This is a genomic window from Streptomyces sp. NPDC058000 (assembly GCF_042886435.1).
Classification (GTDB): Bacteria; Actinomycetota; Actinomycetes; order Streptomycetales; family Streptomycetaceae; genus Streptomyces.
Genome location: NZ_JBHVQS010000013.1, coordinates 110,974 through 133,632 on the forward strand (window position 1 = coordinate 110,974; position 22,659 = coordinate 133,632).

General features: G+C 74.5%; 18 protein-coding genes. 12 read left to right on the top strand and 6 right to left on the bottom strand.

What is annotated here, in order from left to right; all coding sequences use genetic code 11:
* Positions 1 to 98: 98 nt before the first annotated feature.
* Positions 99 to 1,232: a phosphotransferase gene (locus ACFVT2_RS16500; RefSeq protein WP_390017758.1), complete on the bottom strand. Its 1,134-nt coding sequence runs from the start codon at positions 1,230 to 1,232 to the stop codon at positions 99 to 101.
* Positions 1,233 to 1,517: 285 nt separating this feature from the next.
* Here ACFVT2_RS16500 and ACFVT2_RS16505 point away from each other — a divergent pair, with 285 nt between their 5' ends.
* On the top strand, positions 1,518 to 3,044 hold the full coding sequence (locus ACFVT2_RS16505; protein ID WP_390017760.1) for a hypothetical protein: 1,527 nt from the start codon (positions 1,518 to 1,520) through the stop codon (positions 3,042 to 3,044).
* Between the two features lie 281 nt (positions 3,045 to 3,325).
* Here the strand turns inward: ACFVT2_RS16505 and ACFVT2_RS16510 are convergent, their stop codons facing one another.
* A complete protein-coding gene (locus ACFVT2_RS16510; RefSeq protein ID WP_390017763.1) occupies positions 3,326 to 4,792 on the bottom strand; it encodes a PP2C family protein-serine/threonine phosphatase in 1,467 nt (488 codons plus the stop codon).
* Positions 4,793 to 5,104: 312 nt separating this feature from the next.
* Between ACFVT2_RS16510 and ACFVT2_RS16515 the strand changes: the two genes are divergently transcribed.
* The 5 genes from ACFVT2_RS16515 (at position 5,105) to ACFVT2_RS16535 (ending at position 13,482) form a co-directional block, all read left to right on the top strand.
* On the top strand, positions 5,105 to 6,529 hold the full coding sequence (locus ACFVT2_RS16515) for a HEAT repeat domain-containing protein (protein WP_390017765.1): 1,425 nt from the start codon (positions 5,105 to 5,107) through the stop codon (positions 6,527 to 6,529).
* A 110-nt stretch (positions 6,530 to 6,639) separates the two neighbouring features.
* The gene (locus tag ACFVT2_RS16520) at positions 6,640 to 7,773 is read left to right on the top strand and encodes a glycosyltransferase family 4 protein (protein WP_390017768.1); all 1,134 of its coding nucleotides are present in this window, start codon (positions 6,640 to 6,642) and stop codon (positions 7,771 to 7,773) included.
* Positions 7,770 to 9,008, top strand: a complete 1,239-nt coding sequence (locus tag ACFVT2_RS16525) for a glycosyltransferase (protein ID WP_390017770.1) — start codon at positions 7,770 to 7,772, stop codon at positions 9,006 to 9,008. The genes ACFVT2_RS16520 and ACFVT2_RS16525 overlap by 4 nt, the downstream gene beginning before the upstream one ends.
* Positions 9,005 to 9,865 (top strand): SGNH/GDSL hydrolase family protein, encoded by an 861-nt coding sequence (locus ACFVT2_RS16530; protein ID WP_390017772.1) that lies wholly within the window; start codon positions 9,005 to 9,007, stop codon positions 9,863 to 9,865. The genes ACFVT2_RS16525 and ACFVT2_RS16530 overlap by 4 nt, the downstream gene beginning before the upstream one ends.
* Complete coding sequence (locus ACFVT2_RS16535) at positions 9,862 to 13,482, top strand: hydantoinase B/oxoprolinase family protein (RefSeq protein WP_390017774.1); 3,621 nt, start codon at positions 9,862 to 9,864, stop codon at positions 13,480 to 13,482. The genes ACFVT2_RS16530 and ACFVT2_RS16535 overlap by 4 nt, the downstream gene beginning before the upstream one ends.
* 65 nt (positions 13,483 to 13,547) lie before the next feature.
* Here ACFVT2_RS16535 and ACFVT2_RS16540 read toward each other — a convergent pair whose 3' ends face one another.
* The 4 genes from ACFVT2_RS16540 to ACFVT2_RS16555 all read right to left on the bottom strand — a co-directional run bounded on the left by ACFVT2_RS16540 (position 13,548) and on the right by ACFVT2_RS16555 (position 16,405).
* Positions 13,548 to 13,829, bottom strand: a complete 282-nt coding sequence (locus tag ACFVT2_RS16540; RefSeq protein WP_390017843.1) for a hypothetical protein — start codon at positions 13,827 to 13,829, stop codon at positions 13,548 to 13,550.
* Between the two features lie 166 nt (positions 13,830 to 13,995).
* A complete protein-coding gene (locus ACFVT2_RS16545; RefSeq protein WP_390017776.1) occupies positions 13,996 to 14,889 on the bottom strand; it encodes a biotin-dependent carboxyltransferase family protein in 894 nt (297 codons plus the stop codon).
* Positions 14,886 to 15,572 carry a 5-oxoprolinase subunit PxpB gene (gene pxpB, locus ACFVT2_RS16550; RefSeq protein WP_390017846.1) on the bottom strand — a complete coding sequence of 229 codons (687 nt, stop codon included), beginning with the start codon at positions 15,570 to 15,572 and terminating at the stop codon, positions 14,886 to 14,888. Before pxpB ends, ACFVT2_RS16545 begins: the two co-directional genes overlap by 4 nt.
* A gap of 56 nt (positions 15,573 to 15,628) precedes the next feature.
* Positions 15,629 to 16,405, bottom strand: a complete 777-nt coding sequence (locus ACFVT2_RS16555; protein ID WP_390017778.1) for a LamB/YcsF family protein — start codon at positions 16,403 to 16,405, stop codon at positions 15,629 to 15,631.
* Positions 16,406 to 16,607: 202 nt separating this feature from the next.
* Between ACFVT2_RS16555 and ACFVT2_RS16560 the strand changes: the two genes are divergently transcribed.
* The 6 genes from ACFVT2_RS16560 (at position 16,608) to ACFVT2_RS16585 (ending at position 22,624) form a co-directional block, all read left to right on the top strand.
* Positions 16,608 to 17,351, top strand: a complete 744-nt coding sequence (locus ACFVT2_RS16560; RefSeq protein WP_390017780.1) for a GntR family transcriptional regulator — start codon at positions 16,608 to 16,610, stop codon at positions 17,349 to 17,351.
* Positions 17,352 to 17,515: 164 nt separating this feature from the next.
* Positions 17,516 to 18,226, top strand: coding sequence for a DUF969 domain-containing protein (locus ACFVT2_RS16565; RefSeq protein ID WP_390017783.1), 711 nt, complete (start codon positions 17,516 to 17,518; stop codon positions 18,224 to 18,226).
* Positions 18,223 to 19,191, top strand: coding sequence for a DUF979 domain-containing protein (locus ACFVT2_RS16570; RefSeq protein WP_390017786.1), 969 nt, complete (start codon positions 18,223 to 18,225; stop codon positions 19,189 to 19,191). Before ACFVT2_RS16565 ends, ACFVT2_RS16570 begins: the two co-directional genes overlap by 4 nt.
* A 57-nt stretch (positions 19,192 to 19,248) precedes the next feature.
* Positions 19,249 to 19,911: a pyroglutamyl-peptidase I gene (gene pcp / locus ACFVT2_RS16575; protein ID WP_390017788.1), complete on the top strand. Its 663-nt coding sequence runs from the start codon at positions 19,249 to 19,251 to the stop codon at positions 19,909 to 19,911.
* 132 nt (positions 19,912 to 20,043) lie between these two features.
* Positions 20,044 to 21,582, top strand: coding sequence for a hypothetical protein (locus ACFVT2_RS16580; RefSeq protein ID WP_390017790.1), 1,539 nt, complete (start codon positions 20,044 to 20,046; stop codon positions 21,580 to 21,582).
* Positions 21,583 to 21,676: 94 nt separating this feature from the next.
* Positions 21,677 to 22,624 carry a hypothetical protein gene (locus tag ACFVT2_RS16585; protein ID WP_390017792.1) on the top strand — a complete coding sequence of 316 codons (948 nt, stop codon included), beginning with the start codon at positions 21,677 to 21,679 and terminating at the stop codon, positions 22,622 to 22,624.
* The last annotated feature ends 35 nt before the right edge of the window (positions 22,625 to 22,659 follow it).

Genomic DNA, 22,659 nt, shown 5'->3' on the forward strand with positions numbered 1-22,659 from the left:
TGGAATGGACCAATGCATGGGTGAGCGGCGCGGCCCGGGTACGGGCGCGCCGCTCACAGATTTCCCCTCGGGGGGTGCCGCCCGGCACCCCCCGGCGGTCAGCGGGTGCCGACCGCCGCCCGCACCGCCCGCCGCGCCATCTGCGCGTCGTCGTGCAGCCTGCGCAGCAGCAGCCGCTGCTCCTCGCCCGCCGCGGACGCCCCGGGCGCTCCGGTGCCCGGATTGGTGGCCGGCGCGGGTTCGCGCATGGTCCGCTGGACCGCGGTCTCGTAGCGCCGGATCTCGCGGGTCAGCACCAGCATCAGGTTCACCAGGAAGGCGTCCCGGGCCGTGGTGCCCGGCGCCTGGGCGAGTTGGCTGATGTGCCGGCGGGCCACCGGCGCGTCGCCGAGCACCGTCCACAGGGTCGCCAGGTCGTAGCCCGGCAGGTACCAGCCCGCGTTGTCCCAGTCCAGCAGCACCGGGCCGGCCGGCGAGAGCAGGACGTTGTTCAGCAGCGCGTCGCCGTGGCAGAACTGGCCCTGGGTGTGCGCGAGGCCGTGCAGCAGCTTCTGCAGGTCACCCAGATCGCGGTCGGTGAGCAGCCCCAGGCCGTGGTACCGCCCGATCCGGCCCGCGTAGTCCAGCGGGGCGTCGAACAGCCCGGCGGGGGGGCGCCAGGCGTTGACCCGGCAGATCGCCCCGAGCGCGGCCCGCACGTCGGCCCGCGGCGGCGCCTCGGAGGGGTGCCGCGTCAGGGCCGCCACCCGGCCCGGCATGCGCTCCACCACCAGCGTGCAGTTGTCGGGGTCTGCCGCCACCAGCCGCGGCACCCGAACCGGCGGACGGTGCCGGACGAATGCGCGGTATGCGCTTATTTCCTGCCGGAAGCTGTCGGCCCACGCGGGGGAGTGGTCCAGTAAACACTTCGCGACCGCGCTCATCCGACCGGTCGTCCCCAGGAGCAGTACGGACTTCCCGCCGCGGCGCAGCACCTGGACCGGGTTGAACTCCGGACAGATGCGGTGCACCGAGGCGACCGCGGCGCGCAGCTGGGCGCCCTGGGGGCCGGACAAGTCGAGTCTCCCGCTGAGCGGTTGGGTGCCCATCCCCTGTGCCCGCCGGTTCCGGCCGCCGGGGAGACCGGTCACCGCCCCCGCGGAAGGGGAGGGATCGAGATACGGCCCGCTGCCGGCAGGATGCGGGCGGTACGTCCGGGTGGGGGCGGTCACGGCGGACGATGCTGCATACATGGGTGAGACAGATCCCTTCGTGCGCCGACGAGTTGCGTGCGCTCCCGGCCCGGTGGCGGGAACCCGTGAACGGGCCCCGTACAGGCGGCCGATCCTCAGGTCCCCGTGCAGGGCACGCACCCTGGGGAATGCGGTCCCGCCACCGGGCCGGGGGCTGCACACCTACCGAACACGCGGCTGCGGGTGGCAGACCATCTGGCGCACCCTGGCGAACCCTGGCGAATGCTCGCAGCGCATGTCACCGGCCGTTACTGTCAACTCAGTCGAGGAACCTGGGGGCTTGACGTGAGCAGGGAGCCGAACACCCGTCTCGCGGACCTTTTCGGCCTGGCCGGCTGGTCCAAGGGAGAACTCGCGAGGCTGGTCAACCGGCAGGCGGCGGCCATGGGTCATCCGCAGCTGGCGACCGACACCTCGCGGGTCCGGCGCTGGATCGACATGGGCGAGACGCCCCGGGACCCGGTGCCCAAGGTCCTCGCCTCCCTCTTCACCGAGCGCCTCGGCCGTGTCGTAACCATCGAGGACCTCGGGTTCGCCCGGACCGGTCGCGCGGGGAAGCGGCAGGCCATGGACGGTCTGCCGTGGGCGCCCGAGCGGACCGCAGCGGTCCTCACGGAATTCACGGGAATGGACCTCATGCTCAATCGACGCGGCTTGGTGGGGGCGGGCGCGGCGCTCGCCGCGGGCTCCGCACTCACCGGCGCCATGCACGACTGGCTGCACACCGACCCCGCCCCGATCGCCCTCCGCCACGACGATCCGCTCGCCCACGAATCCCTGCACGAACTCGACCAGATCGGCCTCGACCGCTACGAGGCGGCCCCCGTGGGGTCACAGGAGATCGACGCCCTGGAGCACTCCGTCGACGTGTTCCGCCGATGGGACGCGGCCCGCGGCGGCGGCCTCCAGCGCAAGGCCGTGGTGGGCCAGCTCAACGAGGTCGGCGGGATGCTCGCCTACCGCCACCCCGACCACCTCCAGCGCCGACTCTGGGGCGTGGCCGCCAACCTCGCGGTGCTGGCCGGCTGGATGTCCCACGACGTGGGCCTGGAGCCCACCGCGCAGAAGTACTTCATCATCGCCGCCCATGCGGCCCGCGAGGGCGGCGACCGCCCGCGTGCCGGCGAGGCACTCTCCCGCGCCGCCCGCCAGATGGTCCACCTGGGCCGCCCGGACGACGCCCTCGACCTGATGAAGCTGGCCCAGTCCGGTTCCGGCCAGGAGACCCTGCCGCGCACCCGCGCCATGCTGCACACCATCGAGGCATGGGCCCACGCGTCGAAGGGGCACGGCCAGGCGATGCGTCGCACCCTCGGCGAGGCCGAGGACCTGTTCGTCTCCGACAAGGGCGACGTGCCGCCGCCAGCCTGGATGCAGATGTTCGACGAGGCGGATCTGCACGGCATGGAGGCGCTGGCGTTCCGCACCCTCGCCGAGCACGACCCGTCCGCCGCCAAGATCGCCCAGGGCCACGCCAAGCAGGCGCTGCAACTCCGCAAGAGCGGTCAGCAGCGGTCCCAGATCTTCGACTACATCTCGATGGCCTCGGCCTGTTTCCTCGGTGACGAACCCGAACAGGCAGACCGCTACGCCCGGCTGGCGCTGGTCTCCATCGGGGAGAACTCCTCGCACCGCACCTGGGACCGGCTACGGGAGATGTTCCGGCTCACCGGCCAGTACGCCGGGTGCGGCAAGATCCAGGACCTCCGCGAGGAGCTCCAGCAGGTCCTGCCGAAGCCGAGGCCCAAGGGGAAGGGAACGGCCTTGGGGCCGGGCCTCGGGCCGGATCTGGGGCCGAACTTCTCGGTCTGAGGGCCGTCCCGGCGCCCCCGCGTCCCGCCGGGACGGACCCACGCCCGCGAGCACGGCGACGACGGTGCGCCCGCACCTTCGATCGACCGAGCGCCGAACCGGCCCCGCCCATCGATGCCGACAGTCACTGCCCAACCCTCGATGCCCAGTGGAACACCCTGCCGACATGCCCGCCAACTGACCTCCATCAGCCGACATATGACATCCCGTCAGTAAATCCCGAGTCGCCGGGGTGGCCGGCGCCCCCGCAGCCGGTCCGCCCTCGACGGTCGCGCCGTGCGTCAGTCGCCGACCTTGGCGATCAGCACACAGGCGTCGTCCTCCCGCTCGGTGGCACCGAACTCCTCGACCACGATACGGACACTCTCCTGAGCACTGCGGGCCGCGCCGAACCGCGGCGCCAGGGCCAGGAGGCGCTCGGTGCCCTCATGGGCGCTGTCCGGGCCGTGGGTGCGGCGCGGGACCAGTCCATCGGTGTGCAGCACCAGCAGGTCGCCCGGCTCCAGCCGCTCGGCGTGCTGGCCGTAGCTGGCGCCCGTCGTGGCGCCGAGCAGCACGCCCGCCGGCGGGTCCAGGGCGCGCCCCGTGCCGCCGCGGAACAGCAGCGGTGCGGGGTGCCCGGCCTGGGCCCACTCCAGCGCCCGCGTCGCCGGATCGAACTGGCAGCACACCGCACTGCCCAGCGCTGGCTGGGTGGCGCTGTCCAGCAGCTGATTGAGGAAACCCATCAGCTGCCCGGGTCGGTGTCCCGCCACGGCCATTCCGCGCAGCGCGCCGAGCACCATCGCCATACCGGACGTCGCCGCGACGCCGTGCCCGGTGAGGTCGCCGACGCTCAACAGCGTGCGCCCGTCGGGGAGTTGGAGTGCGTCGTACCAGTCGCCGCCGATCAGGGCGGAGGTGCCGGCCGGCAGATAGCGCCCGGCCAGGTCCAGGGTGACCGGGCCGCCCTCGGGGAAGCGCAACGAGCCGCGCCAGGGCGGGAGTACGGCCTCTTGCAGCTCGACCGCGAGCCGGTGCTCGGTCTGCGCGAGGTGTCGCTGGCGCTGGAGCGAGTCACCGGTCTCGCGCACCGCCATCTGGCTGCGGCGCAGCTCGCTGACGTCGCGGAGGACGGCCCACATGCAGGCGGTGCTGCCGTCGGCGTCGAGCACTGGCTCGCCGACCATGTGGACCGTGCGGACGACGGAGTCGGCGCGCACGATGCGGAACTCGCCGTCGATCGGTCGGCCGTCCACCAGGCAGTCGGTGACCATCACGGCGAGCTTCTCCTGGTCGTCGGCGTGCACCAGGGACGGCAGCTCGTCCAGGGTCAGCGGGCCGTCGGCCGGCTCCCGGCCGAACATCGCGAAGAGCTCGTCGGACCAGGTCGCGTCGTCGGTGAGCAGATTCCACTCGGCGCTGCCCACCCGGCGCAGCAGCGCACCCCGCTCGGGCGCCTCAGGGCCGGGCGGGGCCACCGGCAGCTCGACGTGCGGCTCCGGGCCCTCGGCGAGCTCGGCGGGCAGGCCCTCTCTGAGCTGGTCGAGGTGACCGCCGAGGTCGTCCAGGTGGTGGACGGCGAGGTCGCACAGCGCCCGCTGCCAGCGCAGCTGCGGGTCGGCGGCGAGGTCACCGGCCACCGAGGACTCTCTGCGTACTGCGTCGAGACCACCGCGCAGGGTGCGGGCCTGCGAGATGAGTGCCTCGACCGTGTCACGCTCGGGGGTCCGATCGGCTGGGTGATCCGCGAAGAGAGGGGGCGGCATGACGTACTCCGTGATCAGGCGGCGCCGGAACGTATGGGCCGGTTACGACTCTTGCACAGGCTGCGACGGTGCGTAAGGGATTTGGCACTACCCGATACGGTGGTGCACCTGTCATATGCCATCGGCCTCCTTGTGGGAACCGGGCCCGAATCGGCGGAATCAAGGGTTCCACGCTAGGCTGCGGCCGCCGTACAGCTGTCTACCCCACCGATCCATGGTGGGAACGACGCATAGGGCCCGCGGTCACCGGCAAGAATGCCGGTCGGCGGAAATCCCGTTGCCAGCCTGTCCCCCGCACCGGATGCTGACCTCATGTTCGATCCAGACATAGCGCCCAGTGGCACCCTGCTCGGCCTCCTCCAGCGAGGCCGCGGCGACGGGACCCTGCATGCCCTCGCGGCGCCGCGGGCCGAGGCGCTCGCGGCACTCAATGACAGTGTGCTGCGCGATGCGCGCCGGGACTGGCAGGTGGAGAACCGCTCGCTCTACTACGCGCGCCTCTACATGCAGCTCGACGGCGGCCTGGAGGAGATCGAACGACACCTCTTCCACCCCGACGACCTCACCGACACCAGCGAGGAGCGCACCGGCCTCGCCCTCTCCGTCCTCGGCCACCTCGCCGCGTACGGCAGGGACGCCGCCCGGCTGCTGCTGCGCAGCTACGCCGCGGTCGGCAGCAACTGGCGCTGGGCCCTAGACGAGCTCGCGCTGCGTGACGACGATGCCGGGCTGATCGGCCTGGCGCCCGCCGTCCTGGCCCGCTTCCCCGAGACCCCGGAGGGCGACGCCCTGCTCGCCGCCACCGTGCGCGACGCCTTCGAGCCCCGGCCCTGGCGGCTGTGGGCCGAGGACGACCGTTACGGCACGCGGCTGGCCGCCGCCGACGAGCAGGGTTCCTTCGACCGCTGGCAGCGGCAGCTTCGACCGCGCGGCCCGCGCCCCGGTTGGAGTGTGGCCGAGGTGCTGGACTGGGCCCAACAGGAGCTCGAACCGCGTCCCGGGGAGCACCGTTACATCGCCGCCGCCCGCTGCCTGAGCGCCGTCGCCGGTCCCGAGGACCGCGCCGAGCTGCTGCGGGCCGGTCACGGCGGACCCGACGCGGCGCGCGCCGCGGTCCTGCACCATCTCGCCGAGCGCGGCGACCCGGAGGTCCTCGACCTCATCGAGGCCGCCGCCACCGACCCGCTCTCCGGCGAGCCGCTGGTCGCCGCCGGGCTCTCCGCCTACGAGCGGATGCGCAGCGTGGCAGCCGTCGAGCGGGCCCGGATCTGGGCCGCGCGCGCCGACCGGCTGGGGGCGTCCGCCGCCGCGGTGCTGGCCCGGCGCGGCGCCCGCCGCGACGCCGACCTGGTACTGGCCGCGCTGCGCCGCACCGTGCGGGAAGAGGGGCCGGACGCCTGCGCCCTCTGGGAGCTGGCGGACGGCGCCGGCCGCCTCGGGATCACCTGTGCCGCCCCCGTGCTGCGCCACCTCTATCGCGAGACCTCCTCGTCCCACCTGCGCGGACGGGCCGCCGCCGCGCTCGCCGCCACCGACCCCGGGTTCGCGGCCGGCTTCGCCGTCGAGTGCCTGTGGGACTGCGAGGAGACCACCCGGGAACTGGCCGCCCGGCACGCGGCCACCGGCGACGACCGGGTCGTCGAACAGCTCCGCCGCCTCGCCGCCGACCCGGCCGAGGAGGCCGAGGTACAGACCGCCGTACGCGCCCGCTTCGGACCGGACGCCTCGGCCGTATGAGGCCGCCCGGGCCCGCCTGACCGGGCGGATGGGCGAACGCTCATGGGACGTTCGCCGGTTGGAAAGATCCCTTTGGCCCGGTCCACGCTCGGTACGCCGACAACAGCGGTATGCGTGTCGCCCTCGTCACCGAGTCCTTCCCGCCCGACGTCAACGGCGTCGCGCACTGCGCCCTGGAGACCGCCCGCCACCTCGTCCGGCGCGGGCACGAACCACTGGTCATCGCACCGCTTGCGAACTCCGCACCGGCCGCCGCCCCACATGCGCAGGAGAGCCCGTGCCCGGTGGTGCGGGTGCCCTCGATGCCGTTGCCCGGATACCCGCAGGTGCGGATCGCGCTGCCCGGGCGGCGGCTGTCCGCGGCGCTGGACGGGCACCGGCCCGATCTCGTGCACCTGGCCAGCCCGTTCGTCCTCGGGGCGCGGGGCATGGCGGCCGCGGCCCGGCGGGGGGTGCCGGCGGTCGCGGTCTACCAGACCGATATGGCGCGGTACGCGCGCACCTACCTGGGGCGCGGCGGAGCGGCGGCCTGGCGGCGGATCCGGGCGGTGCACGCCGCCGCCGACCTCACCCTGGCCCCGTCGAGTGCGGCGCTGCTGGACCTGACCGACCACGGGGTACCGCGGGTGCGGCTGTGGCCGCGCGGGGTCGACTCGGCGCGGTTCCACCCGGGGCGGCGGGACGCGGTGCTGCGCAGCTCATTGCTGGCGGGGCGGGAGTTGCTGGTGGGCTATGTGGGGCGGCTGGCGCCGGAGAAGGACGTGCGGCTGCTGGCCGCGACCTCCCGGCTCCCCGGGGTCCGCACCGTGGTCATCGGGGAGGGACCCAGCGCCGCCGCCCTACGGGCGCAGCTGCCGGAGGCGCGGTTCCTGGGCCGGCGGACCGGCGATGAACTGGCGCGCCTGTACGCCTCGTTGGACGTGTTCGTGCACACCGGGCCGCACGAGACCTTCTGCCAGACCGTGCAGGAGGCGATGGCGGCCGGCGTCCCGGTGGTCGCGCCGGCCGCCGGTGGGCCGCTGGACCTCGTCGACCACGGACGGACCGGGCTGCTGGTCCCGCCCGGCGACGGCAGCGCGCTCCGGGACGCGGTCAAGATGCTGGGCGGCGATGCGGAGCTGCGGGTGCGGTACGGCGCCGCCGGGCGGCAGGCGGTCGTGACCCGCACCTGGGAGGCGGTCGGCGACCAACTACTGGGCTACTACGAGGACGTGCTGGCCGACCGGACGGCGGTGGCGGTGTGACCGCCCGCCGGATCCGGGACGCCCGGACGGGACTGCGGATCGTCCGGATCGCCAACTTCGTCACGCCGGCCTCCGGTGGGCTGCGCACCGCACTGCGCGAGCTCGGCGCCGGCTACCGGGCCGCCGGCCACGAGCCGGTGCTCGTCGTGCCGGGCCCGCCGGACGCGGTGGGCCCGCGCGGCATCCGGGACGAGGAGACCGCACAGGGCCGGGTGCTCACCCTCCCCGGGCCGCTGGTGCCCGGCACCGGCGGCTACCGGGTGCTGACCGACCGCCGCCGGCTGCAACGACTGCTGGCCGAACTGGCCCCGGACCGGCTGGAGGTCTCGGACCGGACGACGCTGCGCTGGACGGGGGAGTGGGCGCGTCGGGCCCGGGTCCCGGCGGTGATGGTGTCGCACGAGAGCGTGGACGCGGTGCTGCGCACCTGGGGCGTGCCGCGCCCGTTGGCCCGCACGGTCGCCGACCGGGCCAACGCCCGTACCGCGTACGCCTACAGCCGGGTGGTGTGCACCACCGAATGGGCGGCCGGGGAGTTTCTCCGGGCCGGGGCGCGGAACGTGGTGCGGGCGCCGCTCGGGGTCGATCTCGCCGCCCGGCACCCGGGCCTGCGGAGCGCCGACCTGCGCGGCCGGTACGCCGGACGGGCAGCCGTCCTGCTGCTGATGTGCTCCCGGCTGTCGACCGAGAAGCGGCCCGGCCGGGCCCTGGACGCGCTCGTCGAGCTGCGCCGGCGGGGCGTCGACGCGGCGCTGGTGGTGGCCGGCGACGGGCCGCTGCGGGCCCGGCTGGAGAGCCGGGCGCGGGCCGCGCGGCTGCCGGTGACGTTCCTCGGGCACCTCGCCGACCGGACCGGGCTGGCGGCGCTCCAGGCCGGCGCCGACCTGGTGCTGGCGCCCGGCCCGGCCGAGACGTTCGGGCTCGCCGCACTGGAGGCGCTGGCCTGCGGCACCCCGGTGGTCGCCAGTGCAGCCTCGGCGCTGGCCGGGCTGGTGGACGACGGCGGGGACACCGCCCTCGACGACGGCCTGTCCTTCGCGGACGCGGTGCAGCGGGTGCTGGCCCGGCCCGAGCCGGTCCGCCGGGCCGCCGCCCGGCGGCGCGCCGAGGGGTACGGCTGGCAGCCGGCGGTGGCCGCGTTCCTGGCGGCCCACGACGCACCCAGGCCGGCCGGTGGGCGGCGGCCGCTCACCGTGGCCGAGCCGCGGGCGGTGGGCCCCTGGAGCCGGCGGTGACGCCCCTGTTCGTGGCCCTCGGGGACTCGCTCACCGAAGGGCTCGGCGACCCGGTGGCGGGCGGCGGCTGGCGGGGCTGGGCGCCGCTGCTGGCCGACGCGCTGGGGGAACGGCCGGGGGACGTCCCCCTGGTGAACCTGGCGCGCAGCGGGGCGCTGGCGGCCGAGGTGGCGCAGGAGCAACTGCCGCGGGCCCGGGCGCTCGCCCCGCGCTTCGCGTCCGTCCTGGTCGGGGCCAACGACACGCTGCGCGCCGCGTTCGCCGTCGAGCGGGTGGCCGCGGCACTGGACCGGACGCACGGCACCCTGAGCGCCGGCGGGACGGTGGTGCTGACGGCGTGTCTGCCCGACCCCGGCCGGATGCTGGGGCTGCCGGCGCCACTGGCCCGCCCGTTGGCCCGCCGGATGCGCGCCGTCAACACCGTCGTGCACGCGGTCTCCGCGCGCTACGACGGCGTCCACGTCCATCTTGCCGACCACCCCTGGGTGGCCGACCGGGCCACCTGGAGCGTGGACCGGCTGCACCCCAGCGAGCGCGGCCACCGGCTGCTCGCCCGCGGCTTCCACACCGCGCTCGCCGCCCGCGGACTGACCGCCGGGCCGCCGCCCCCGCTCACCCTCGACGGCCCGCCGCCGACCCGGACCGGCTCGCTGATGTGGATGGCGACCCGCGGCACCCGGTGGGTGGCCGACCGGTGCACCGACCTGTTGCCGGGCCTGCTGGCGCTGGCCGTACAGGAGTGCCGGTACGGCCTGGCCGGGTCCGGGCGGCTGTTGGACGCCGCCGCCGAACGGGCCACCCGTAGCGCCCTCGCGGCCCTGTCGGAACCGGGCGGCGCTGCCACAATGGCGGGATGACCGGGCGCTGGGAGTTCTGGATCGACCGCGGCGGCACCTTCACCGATGTGGTGGGCAGACGGCCGGACGGGCGCCTGGTCACCGGCAAGCTGCTCTCCCACCACCCCGAGCGCTACCGGGACGCCGCGGTCGCCGGGATCCGGATGATGCTCGGGCTCGGCCCGGACGAACCGGTGCCCGCCGAGCGGGTCTCGGTCGTCCGGATGGGCACCACCGTCGCCACCAACGCCCTCCTGGAGCGCACGGGCGAGCCGACGGTGCTGCTGATCACCGAAGGGTTCCGGGACGCGCTACGGATCGCGTACCAGAACCGGCCGCGGATCTTCGACCGGCGGATCCTGCTGCCCGAGGCGCTCTACGACTGGGTGATCGAGGTGCCGGAACGGGTCGGCGCCCACGGTGAGCCGGTCCGGCCGCTCGACCGGGAGCCCGTCCGGCGGGAGCTGCGGCGGGCCCGCGCGGACGGCCTGCGCAGCGCCGCCGTGGTGCTGCTGCACGGCTACCGGCACACCGCGCACGAACGGGCGGTCGCCGAGCTGGCCGAGGAGGCGGGCTTCACCCAGGTCAGCTGCTCGCACGAGGTCAGTCCGCTGATGAAGTTGGTGCCGCGCGGGGACACCACGGTCGTCGACGCGTACCTCTCGCCGATCCTGCGACGGTACGTCGACGAGATCGCGGCCCAACTTCCCGGGATCCGGCTGCTGTTCATGCAGTCCAACGGCGGGCTGCGGGAGGCCACCCACTTCCGGGGCAAGGACGCGGTGCTGTCCGGTCCGGCGGGCGGGGTGGTCGGCATGGTGCGGACGGCCGCGGAGGCCGGTGGGCCGGGTCCGGACGGCGGCGCGGGCCGGGTGATCGGCTTCGACATGGGCGGCACCTCCACCGACGTGTCGCACTACGCGGGCGAGTTCGAGCGGATCTACGGCAGCGAGGTCGCCGGTGTGCGGATGCGCGCCCCGATGATGAACATCCACACCGTCGCGGCCGGCGGCGGCTCCGTGCTGCACTTCGACGGCCGCCGCTACCGGGTCGGCCCCGACTCGGCCGGCGCGGACCCCGGACCGGCCTGCTACCGCCGCGGCGGCCCGCTCACCGTCACCGATGCCAATGTGATGCTCGGCCGGATCCAACCGGACCACTTCCCGGCGGTGTTCGGGCCGGCCGGCGACCAGGGGCTGGACGCCGCCACGGTCCGCACCCGGTTCGCGGAGCTGGCCGCGCGGGCCGCCGCCGCGACCGGGGACGACCGCGGTCCCGAGGACGTCGCCGCCGGCTTCCTGGACATCGCGGTGCTCAACATGGCCAACGCGGTCAAGAAGATCTCCGTCCAGCGCGGTCGGGACGTCACCCGCTACGCCCTGGTCGGCTTCGGCGGTGCGGGCGGCCAGCACGCCTGCGCGGTCGCCGACGCCCTGGGCGTCGCCACCGTCGTGGTCCCGCCGCTGGCCGGGGTGCTCTCCGCATACGGCATCGGGGTCGCCGACGCCACCGCGATGCGGGAACAGGCCGTCGAGGAGCGGTTCGAGGAACCGGGGGCGGTGGACCGGGTCCACGCGGTGTGCGACGGCCTCGCCGTTCAGACCCGGCAGGAACTCCTGGACGACGGTGTGCCGGCGGCCTCGCTCACCACCCGCGCCCGGGTCCTGGTCCGCTACGCCGGGACCGACGCCACCCTCGGCGTCCCGCTCGCCGACGCCGCCACCATGGCCGCGGAGTTCGTCCGGGCGCACCGCGAACGGTACGCGTTCACCATGGACAAGCCGTTGGTCGCGGAGGCGGTGTCGGTGGAGGCGCGCGGTGCGGCCGGCGGTGCGGCCGACTATTCCGTTCAACTCGCCGAAAAGGAAGGGGAGTTGGCGGCGGTGGCGACCGTCCGGATGTACACCGGTGGGCGCTGGCGGGACACCGCGTTGTACCGCCGCACCGACCTGCGGCCGGGCGACACCGTCACCGGTCCGGCGATCATCGCCGAGGACGACGCCACGACCGTCCTCGACCCCGACTGGCGGGCCGCCGTCGGTGCGCGCGGCCACCTGCTGCTCACCCGGGCCCGGCCGCGCACCGGGCGGACCGCCGTCGGCACCGCGGCGGACCCGGTCATGCTGGAGGTCTTCAACAGCCTCTTCATGGCCATCGCCGAGCAGATGGGCGTCCGGCTGGAGAACACCGCGCACTCCGTCAACATCAAGGAGCGGCTGGACTTCTCCTGTGCGCTGTTCGACGCCGAGGGCAATCTGATCGCCAACGCACCGCACATTCCCGTGCACCTGGGCTCGATGGGGGAGTCCATCAAAGAGGTGTTGCGGCGGCGCGGTGACGCTCTGCGGCCGGGCGACGTGTACGCGATCAACGACCCGTACCACGGGGGGACGCATCTGCCGGACATCACCGTCGTCACCCCGGTGTTCGATCCCGACGGGCGCGAGCTGCTGTTCCTCGTCGCGTCCCGTGGGCACCACGCCGAGATCGGCGGCATCACGCCGGGCTCGATGCCCGCGTTCAGCCGCACCATCCAGGAGGAGGGCGTGCTCTTCGACAACTGGCTGCTGGTGCGCGACGGCCGGCTGCGCGAGCGGGAGACCCGCGACCTGCTCACCTCCGGGCCGTACCCGTCCCGTGCCCCGGACGCCAACCTCGCCGATCTGCGCGCCCAGATCGCCGCGAACGAGAAGGGCATCCACGAACTACGGCGGATGACCGGGCAGTTCGGGCTGGACGTCGTCCGGGCGTACATGCGCCACGTCCAGGACAACGCCGAGGAGTCGGTGCGGCGGATCCTCGGCCGGCTGTCGGACGGGAGCTACCGCTACGAGACGGACAGCGGGGCACAGATCCGGGTCGCGCTGACCGTCGACCGGGCGGCCCGCAGCGCCGTACTGGACTTCGCCGGCACGTCACCGCAGCAGCCCGGCAACACCAACGCGCCCAGTTCGGTGGTGATGGCGGCGGTGCTGTACGTGCTGCGGACCCTGGTCGCCGAGGACATCCCGCTCAACAGCGGCTGCCTCAAGCCCGTCGAGGTCCGCATTCCGGAGGGCTCGATGCTGGCGCCCGTCTACCCGGCGGCCACCGTCGCGGGCAACGTGGAGACCTCCCAGGCGGTCACCGGGGCGCTCTACGCGGCGCTGGGCATCCAGGCCGAGGGCTCGGGCACGATGAACAACCTCACCTTCGGCAACGAGCGGGTGCAGTACTACGAGACGGTCGCCAGCGGCTCGGGCGCCGGCGACGGCTTCGACGGGGCGGACGCCGTGCAGACCCACATGACCAACTCCCGGCTGACCGACCCCGAAGTCCTGGAATGGCGCTATCCCGTCCGGGTCGACGGTTTCGCCCTCCGTGACGGCAGCGGGGGGACCGGCCGCTGGCACGGGGGCCGCGGGGTGGAGCGCCGACTGCGGTTCCTGGAGCCGATGACGATCGCCCTGCTCTCCCACCACCGGCGGGTCGCCCCGTACGGCATGGCCGGCGGCGGGCCGGGCGCGCTCGGCGTCAACTTCCTTGAGCGGTCCGATGGTTCGCGGGAGCAGCTGCGGGGCTGTGACGCGGCGGAGGTCGGGGTGGACGACGTGCTGGTGATCCGGACGCCGGGGGGTGGGGGGTACGGGGTGGCGTAGCCGGCCGGCGCCCGGCCGGGGACACCGCTGTGTCCACGACCGGGCGTATCGGGCGCGGTGCGCCGCTACTTCTGCGCCGCGCGGCGGCACGCCTCGGCGGCGACCGTCGCCGGGACATAGTCCTGCCGCAGCTCGAAGTAGCAGGCCCGGAAGCTCTCCTGGCCGCCCTCGGCCCCGAGCTGACACGCCTGTTCGACCACTTCCGGACTGGCTTCGGGGTGCTTCTCCAGGACGGTGTAGAAGCATGCCTGCGGGGTGGCGTGGGCCGCCGGGGCAAGGGCGACGACGCCGCCGAGGGCGAGGGCGAGACCGCTGAGCGCGGCGGTGAGGCGCGGGGCGAGACGCATGGTGGTCACGGTTCCTTCCGTGCGGGAGCCCGAGCGGGTCGCTCGGCGCGGTTGATCCGCTACGGACTGTGCCCAACCGTGTTGTCGGCGACGCGGGGGTGGTCGAGGCGCCGGGCGTGAACGGCCGGCGCGTGGGGCGCACTTCGGGCGGTGGTGCGCGCCGCCGTCACCGGGCGGGTGCCGACCGGCCCGACCGCCGGCCGATGCGTACGAACCGGACCGGAGTCCCCGGTACCGCCTGCGCCGCCTGGGCCAGGAAGCGCTCCGGGACCACGCCGACGACCGGGTAGCCGCCGGTGGTGGGGTGGTCGTGCAGGAACAGCACCGGCAGGCCGTTCGGCGGGACCTGGAGGGCGCCCAACGGCATCCCCTCACTGGGGAGTTCACCGTCCAGGGCGCGCTCCAGGGCCGGTCCCTCGGTGCGCAGCCCGATCCGGTTGGACGCCGCGGAGACCCGGAACCGGCCGGTGGTCAGGGTGCGCAGCCCGTCGGCGGTGAACCAGGCGTCGCGCGGACCGGGCAGGAACGGCAACACCAACTCGGCCGCCGGCCCGGCGTGCGGGACCGCGTCGGCGCCCACCGACGGCCCGTACGGGGACCCCAGGGGGAGCACCGCGTGGTCCGCGAGCGGGTCCGGGCCGAGGCCGGAGAGCAGGTCGGCGGCGCGGCTGCCGAGCACCGGCTCGGTGGCGACACCGCCGGCGAAGGCGAGGTAGCAGCGCACTCCGTGGGTGGCCGGACCGGCCTCCAGCACGGCACCGGCCGGCACGTGCAGCGGGGCGCCCCAGGGGACGGGGCGGCCGTCCACCGTCACCGGGCAGGCGGCGCCGGTGACCGCGACGGCGGTGGCGGTGCGCAGTCGGACGGCGCAGCCGGTGAGGGTGGTCTCCAGGGTGGCCGCCGACGCGGGGTTGCCCACCAGGCGGTTGGCGAGCCGGTGCGCGGGCTCGTCCAGGGCCCCGGAGCGCGGCACCCCGAGATGGGCGTGGCCGGGCCGGCCGAGGTCCTGGACGGTGGTGAGCGCACCGGCCCGGACCACCGAGAGGGCGCGGTCGGTCATCGGACGGGCTCCTCGGGGACGCGGTCGGGGCGGGACGGGGCGGTGCGCGGGGTTGGTACGGGGGCGTCCGCGGGGACGAAGCGGACGGGGGTGCCGGGGGCCAGCAGGGCCGCCGGTTCGCGCCGGGGGTCCCACAGGACGGCGTCGGTGCGGCCGATCAACTGCCAGCCGCCGGGGGAGGAGCGCGGATAGACGCCGGTGTACGGGCCGGCCAGGCCGACCGCGCCGACCGGGACCCGGGTGCGGGGGGCCGCCCGGCGCGGGACGTGCAGCCGCTCCGGAAGCCCCGTCAGATAGCCGAAGCCGGGCGCGAATCCGCAGAACGCGACCCGGAAGGCGGTGCCGGAGTGCACCCGGACCACCTCGTCGGGGGTGACGCCCCACAGGGCGGCGACCTCGGCCAGGTCGGGCCCGTCGTAGCGGACCGGGATCTCGACGGGCGGGCGGTCACCGGCGGTCAGCGGCGGGATCGGCCAGCCGGCCAGCTCCGCGCCCAGCGCCCGGGGGTCGGTCAGGCCGTCGAGGAAGACCGTCCGGGCCGCCGGCACCATCTCGCGGACCGCCGGGAGCGTACCGGCCGCGGCGCGGCGCAGCAGCTCGGCGTGGAGCGCCTCGACGTCCTCGGCACTGGTCAGCTCGATCAGCAGCCCCTGGTCGCCGACCGGCAGTGCGCGCAGCGGCAGCGGCCCGGCGGCGCGCGGTGCGCCGCCGTCCGGCGTGGTGCGCGCCGGGGCCGGCGTCACACGAAGCTCCGGACGCGGACGCCGGCCGCGGTCAGCTCGGCCCGCACCCGCCGCGCCAGCTCCGCCGCGCCCGGGGTGTCGCCGTGCAGGCAGAGGGAGCGCGCGGCGACCGTGATCCGGGTGCCGTCGCGGGAGGTGACCGCGCGGTCGCGGGCCAGGCCCACCGCGCGCTTGACCACCGCGTCGGGGTCGTGGACGACCGCGCCCGGTTCCCGGCGCGGGACCAGGGTGCCCCGGTCGGTGTAGGCGCGGTCGGCGAACGCCTCGCCGACGACGGGGAGTTCGGCCTCCGCGGCGGCCTGGTGGAGCCGGGAGCCGGGCAGGCCGAGGACGGGCAGTCGGCCGCCGGCGGCGCGGATCCCGGCGACCACCGCGGCGGCCTGTTCGGCGTCGTGGACGCAGCGGTTGTAGAGCGCGCCGTGCGGTTTGACGTAGCCGACGCGGGCGCCGGCGGCGCGGGCGAAGACCTCCAACGCGCCGATCTGGTACGTGATCTCGTCGGCCAGTTCCTCGGGCGGTACGTCCATGGCGCGGCGTCCGAAGCCGGCCAGATCGCGGTAGGAGACCTGGGCGCCGATCACCACCCCGCGCTCGGCGGCCAGGGCACAGACCCGGCGCATGGTGGACGGGTCGCCGGCGTGGAAGCCGCAGGCCACGTTGGCGCTGGTGACGACGGACAGCAGGGCCTCGTCGTCGGTGAGGTGCCAGCGGCCGAACCCTTCCCCGAGGTCGGCGTTGAGGTCGATGGGGGGAGGGGCCGCCGGGTTGCTCATGGATGTCCGTTCCGGGTGCGGGGTGCAGTGCGGATGCGGGAAGTGGCCGCGGGGATGCCGAAGCGCAAGCCAACGTACAGATTGTTGAACGATCCGACAAGAGATGTGTTGTCCCGTCCCGTCATCTGGGATTGACTGCGGCTGACATCGCAGTGGGGCGGGCCTGGTCGGTCCGTCCGAACCGGACGGAGCGGACAGCGGTATGGCCGGCGGAGTGGCGAAGAACGATCAACGGCGGCTCGCCGAGGTCGCGGGACTGGAACGGGACCGCGCCCTGCTCGGCCGCGCCAGCACGGCCGAACGGGTCGCCGACATCCTGCGGGACCGGATCACCGAGGGCTATTTCTCGCCCGGCGCGCGGCTGTCCGAGGAGAGCATCGGCGGCGCGCTGGGCGTCAGCCGCAACACCCTCCGCGAGTCGTTCCGGCTGCTCACCCACGAGCGGCTGCTGGAGCACCGGCTCAACCGCGGGGTCTTCGTGCGGATGGTGACCGTCGAGGACCTCGACGACATCTTCCGGGTGCGGATGCTGGTGGAGTGCGCCGCGGTGCGCGGACTGGGGCCGGGCCCCTACGACGCCGCCACCGACGCGTCGGTGGCGGCGATCGAGGAGGCGGTGCGGGCCGGTGAGGAGGCCGCCGCGGCGCGGGTCTGGGAGGAGCTCTCGACCGCCAACATCCGCTTCCACCAGGCCGTCGTGGCGCTGGCCGGCAGCCCGCGGACCGACGAGCTGATGCGCGGCGTGCTGGCCGAACTCCGGCTGGTCTTCCATGTGATGGACGATCCGCAGCGCTTCTACGCGCCCTACCTGGTCCGCAACCGGCAGATCGCGGAGTCGCTGGTGGCCGGCGACGCGGCCGCGGCCGAGCGCTTGCTGCGCGCCTATCTGGAGGACTCGCGCGGCCAATTGTCGGCGGCGTACGCCCAGCGCATCGCCGAGAGGTAGCCGCGCTCCCGTTTCGTCGCCACCGACCCCTTGTCGGATCGTTGAACAATCGCATAGCCTCCGCAGCAATCTCCTGAGCAACCCCTCATCGCTCCCCAGGTACCTGCGGCCCGTCGATCCGTGGCACGCACCCGTTGGGGAACCCGTACGCGGAAGGCGGATCCATGATCGTGCTCCTCGGCGTGCTCGTGGTCGTGATCGGCTTCGCCACGAAACGCAATGCCCTGCTGGTCGTCGCGGTGGCCGGGATCGTCACCGGCCTCCTCGGCGGACTCTCGCCCACGAAGGTGCTGGCCGCCTTCGGCGAGGGCTTCGCCGGCAGCCGGGCGGTGACCATCTTCGCGATCACCCTCCCGGTCATCGGCCTCCTGGAGCGCTACGGCCTCCAGGAACAGGCCCGCACCCTCATCGCCCGGTTCGGGCGCCTCACCACCGGGCGCTTCCTCGCGCTCTACCTCGGCATGCGGCAGATCGGCGCCGCCGTCGGACTGACCAACGTCTTCGGGCACGCCCAGACCGTCCGCCCGCTCGCCGTCCCGATGGCGGAGGGCGCCGCCGAGCGCCGCTACGGCCCGCTCCCCGCCCGCACCCGGGAGAAGATCCGCTCGTTCGCGGCCGGCGCGGACAACGTCGGCCTCTTCTTCGGGGAGGACGTCTTCCTCGCCGTCGGCTCGATCCTGCTGATCACCGGCTTCGTCAACACCACCTACGGGACCCACCTCGAACCGCTGCAACTGGCGCTGTGGGCGATCCCCACCGCGCTGTGCGCCTTCGTCGTCCACGGCTGGCGGCTGCTGCGCCTGGACCGTCAGTTGGAGCGCGAACTGCTCACCGCCAACGCCCACCCCTCCACCGCAGCGGAGACCACCCGATGATCAAGGCAGAGTGGTTCTACTGGCTCGTCGGCCTCAGCTTCCTGGTGATGGCCGCCCAGATGGTCACCGACCGCGGCAACCCCAAGCGCTTCGGCACCGGCGCCTTCTGGGGCCTGATCGGCGCCGGGTTCATCTACAGCAGCTGGGTGGTCACCAAGCAGGCGCCGGCCGAGCCACTGGGCGCCGCCGTGCTCGTGATGGCCGCCCTGGCCGGCTTCGGCTTCACCGGGCGCGGCACCCCGCGCACCACCACCCCGGAGGAGCGCACCGCGAGCGCCGCCCGCCTGGGCAACAAGCTCTTCATCCCGGCCCTGACCATCCCGGTCGTCGCGATGGCCTGCGCCATCGGCGTCAAACACCTCTCCTTCGGGGGCGAACCGGTCCTCCAGAAGGGCAGCGAGACCATCCTCGGCCTCGGCATCGGCGCGGTCGTCGCGCTCGTCGTCGGCATGGTGATGCTGCGCGAGAAGCGACTCTCGGTGCCCGTCCAGTCCGGCCGCAGCATGCTGGAGGCGATGGGCTGGGCGATGCTGCTGCCGCAGATGCTGGCCACGCTCGGCGCCATCTTCCAGGTCTCCGGCGTCGGCGGCCAGGTCGGCAAGCTCGCCACCGCCGTGCTGCCCAAGGACTCCCTCTACGTCGCCGTCGTCGTGTACTGCGTGGGCATGTTCGCCTTCACGCTCATCATGGGCAACGCCTTCGCCGCCTTCCCCGTGATGACCGCCGCGGTCGGCTGGCCCGTCCTCATCGGGCACTTCCACGGCGATCCGGCCGCCGTCCTGGCCCTCGGCATGCTCGCCGGCTTCTGCGGGACGCTGGTCACCCCGATGGCCGCCAACTTCAACATCGTCCCGGCGGCGCTGCTGGAACTGAAGGACCAGTACGGGCCCATCAAGGCGCAGTTGCCGACCGCCGGCATCCTGCTGGGCTGCAACATCGTGATCATGGCGCTGTTCGCGTTCTGACCGGCCTGCCGGCCGCCCGCCGCCCGTCCCCACCCGAGCCGCTCCGAGAAGGACCCCATGACGTCCACCACCGCGCCGACCCGCGTCCTGTTCACCGGATTCGCACCGTTCGACGGCGCGGCCACCAATCCCTCCTGGCAGGCGGTGCGCACCGCGGCGGCCGCCCCGCTCGCCGGGCTCGCGCTGCACGCCGTCGAACTGCCCTGCGTCTACGGCGCCGCACTGACCGCCCTGCGCACCGCGATCGACGAGATAAGTCCCGACATCGTGGTATCCGTCGGGCAGGCGGGCGGGCGCCCGGACATCACCGTCGAGCGGGTCGCCCTCAACGTCGACGACGCCCGCATCCCCGACAACGCCGGCGCCGAACCGATCGACGAACCGATCGTGCCGGGCGGGCCCGCCGCGTACTTCTCCACCCTCCCCATCAAGGCGTGCGTGGCGGCCGTCCGCGCCGCCGGCCTGCCGGCCTCGGTCTCCAACACCGCCGGAACCTTCGTCTGCAACCACGTCTTCTACGGGCTCGCCCACCTCATCGCCACCGAACTCCCGCACGTGCGCGGCGGATTCGTGCACGTCCCGTACGCGCCCGAGCAGGTCACCGACCGGGCCCAGCCGTCGCTGCCGGTCGACGCGGTCGCCACCGCACTGCGGGAGATCGCCGCCACCGCCGCCCGGACGCGCACCGACCTCCGGGTCGCGGAGGGGGCCACGCACTGACCCGGCGGCGCCGCCGGTAAAATGACCAGCCGGCCGGCCCACGGGAGCGTCAGGGGACCCGGGCGTGTTCCGCCCCCGAGGCGATCCGCGCCGTTTCGTCCGTTGTCGGTGCCAGCGCCTACTCTGTGCGACGTGACTTTTTCCGCCCCGGGGGCCGCTGCGCCCCAGCTCAACGGCCCCAGCCGGCCCGCGCCGGGCCCGGCCGCCGACGAAGGACTGGCCCGCCGGCTGCGCGCGCTCGCGTGCACCGCGCCGCTGCACGACCTCGATGCGCGCAAGGCCAACCTCGCGGGCGAGTACGGGGTCTACGCGATGGCGGAGGTGGCGCTCGCCGTCATCGACCTGGTCACCCTGAACATGGACTTCGACACCGGCGCCGACCACGAGGAGATAGTGGCCAAGGTCCTGCCGCGGGTCGCCGCCCAGGCCCCGGACCGCCCCTCGGCGGAGCACGAGCGGGTCGCCCGCTGGGTGCTGGAGAATCTGATCAACGTCGGCAGCGTCGACCGCGGCTTCCGCGCCGTCTACGGCACCTTCACCACCGACGGCGAGTACGTCCGCCGCGACTACGACTTCAAGCTCGTCGAAGAGGTCCCCGGCCCCGGCGGCACCGTCTACCTCCGCGCCACCGACGAGGCGGTCAACGTCCTCGTCGGCGCCCTCGACACGGACGTCACCAGCGCCCAGATCGCCGCCGAGGTCAAGCTGGAGGTGCTGATCAGCCGCGGCCGGCTGGCCGATGCCCAGCTCGCCGCCGAGCAGGCCCGCTACCGCACCGTCCAGTACGCCGAGACCCTCCGCAAGACCCTGGAGGCCACCCGGCGCAACGTCCGCTCGGTCGACTGGCTGCGCACCGTCCCCGACATGATCAACGAGGCGCTGGACCACGTGGCGGACCGCTACCGCCACGAGAACGCCATCCTCACCAACATCCGCAAGGCCCGCGACGAGGCCGAGGCCGTCGACGCGAAGACCAGCGAGCACAAGCGGCGCGCCGCCGAACTCGTCGACATCGTCAAGGACTGCATCCGCCGGCACACCCAGCTCCAGTCCCGGCTCCTGGAGGCCGGCCCGCTCTTCCGCGCCGAGCAGGACCGCCAGGCGTTCGCCGCCCCCGCCGCCCGCACCGGCCTCGACCTCTACGGCCAGCTCGTCGCCCCGGTCCTCCCGCTCCCCGTCGAGCAGGCCACCCGGGTCACCGACGCCTTCTTCGCCCGCGGCACGGGGCTGCGCACCCCCGCCGCCGTCCGGGTCGCCGACCTCGTCGAGGTGCTGCTCACCCCGCCCATGGAGCGCGAGCACCTGGGCGCCGAGATGCCCGAGCCCGACCTGGTGGCCACGCCCGACGACAGTCGCTTCAGCGAGGCCCAGCTCGACGCCGCGATGGCTCTGCTCACCCTGCCCGCCGACGCCCCCCGCCGGCTCTCCGGCCTGCTCGCCGAGGCCCGCCGCAGCGACCCCGAACTCCCTTACCTGGTGGCCCTGTTGGCGGTGCACGCCGCCAGCCCCCCGGTCGGCACCGCCTACCGCCAGGGCGAGCAGCAGCTGCTCTTCGCCGTCGACGACGGCACCGAGCTGACCGACCCCGAGTTCGGCGGCGCCGACCTCATCGTCGGCACCGCCCTGCTGGACGCGGCCGGGATGGCCGCCGACCGCTCGGAGGCGACCTGATGCCCGCCGCGCGGCACCGCCGCCGGATAGCGGCCGGACCGCCCCCGCCCCCTTACGAGATACCCCCGACCGTCCCCCGCAAGGAGCTCCTCCCGTGACCCAGTACGACGCCGACGAGGTGCCGCAGCCCGACCCGGCGCCCGGCACCGGCGAAGCGGCCTGGGGCGCACCCGCCGACGCCCCCGAGCCGGCCCCGGCCGGCCCGTCGCCCGTCACCCCCGTCACCCCCGCCGACGCCGCCGACGCCGCCCGGCTGGTCTCCTTCGGCCTCCAACCCAAGCTGCTGCCGGCCCGGGACGCCGAATACGCCGAACTCCTCCGCCGCTATCGGGACGAGCCCCCCTTCGCCCGACTCGCCGACGCCGTCGCCAGCGGCCTCGGGCTGATCGTCCTGGAGGTCTCCACTCGCGCCGGGATGGCCGTCACCGCCGCCGAGGACTCCGTCTTCGCGGTCCGGATGGGCGACTACGCCCGCCGCGCCTCCGCCGACTCCGCCGACCGCTTCCTGCACGGTCTGGCCCACCTGGCCGTCGCCGCCATGTCCTTCCCGCGCCCCGAGGACCTCGCCGACGACGGCTACATCGGCCGGATCACCGTCAACGGCGTCGACGCCTTCGTCCGGCAGGCGTGCCGCCGCCTCACGGAGCAAGCCGAACAGGACGGCGAGAACACCGACCCGGTCACCGAAGCCCCCGGCCTGGAGTCCGCCTGGCGGGTCTACGCCCGACGCAGTGCCACCGGAGCCACCAAGGACGCCCGGCGGCTGGCCGGTTCGACCACCGGCATCATCGCCAAGGCCGTCACCTTCCTCGTCGACTCCGGCTTCCTCCAGCGCACCGGCGACGACGCCGGCGGCGCCTACCGCACCACCGCCCGCTACCAACTCCAGGTCCGCGACATGGCCGGCACCGCCGCCATGGCCGAGCTGCTGGAGCTGGGCATCGTCCCGGTCTCCGACGGCAGCGCCTCGTTGCTGCCCGGCGAGGAGTCCGACGACCTCGACCTGGTCGCCGAAGCCGGCCTGCCCTTCCACTCCGGCTGACCGCCCGCCCACCCCCGCCCACCGACCCACCCACA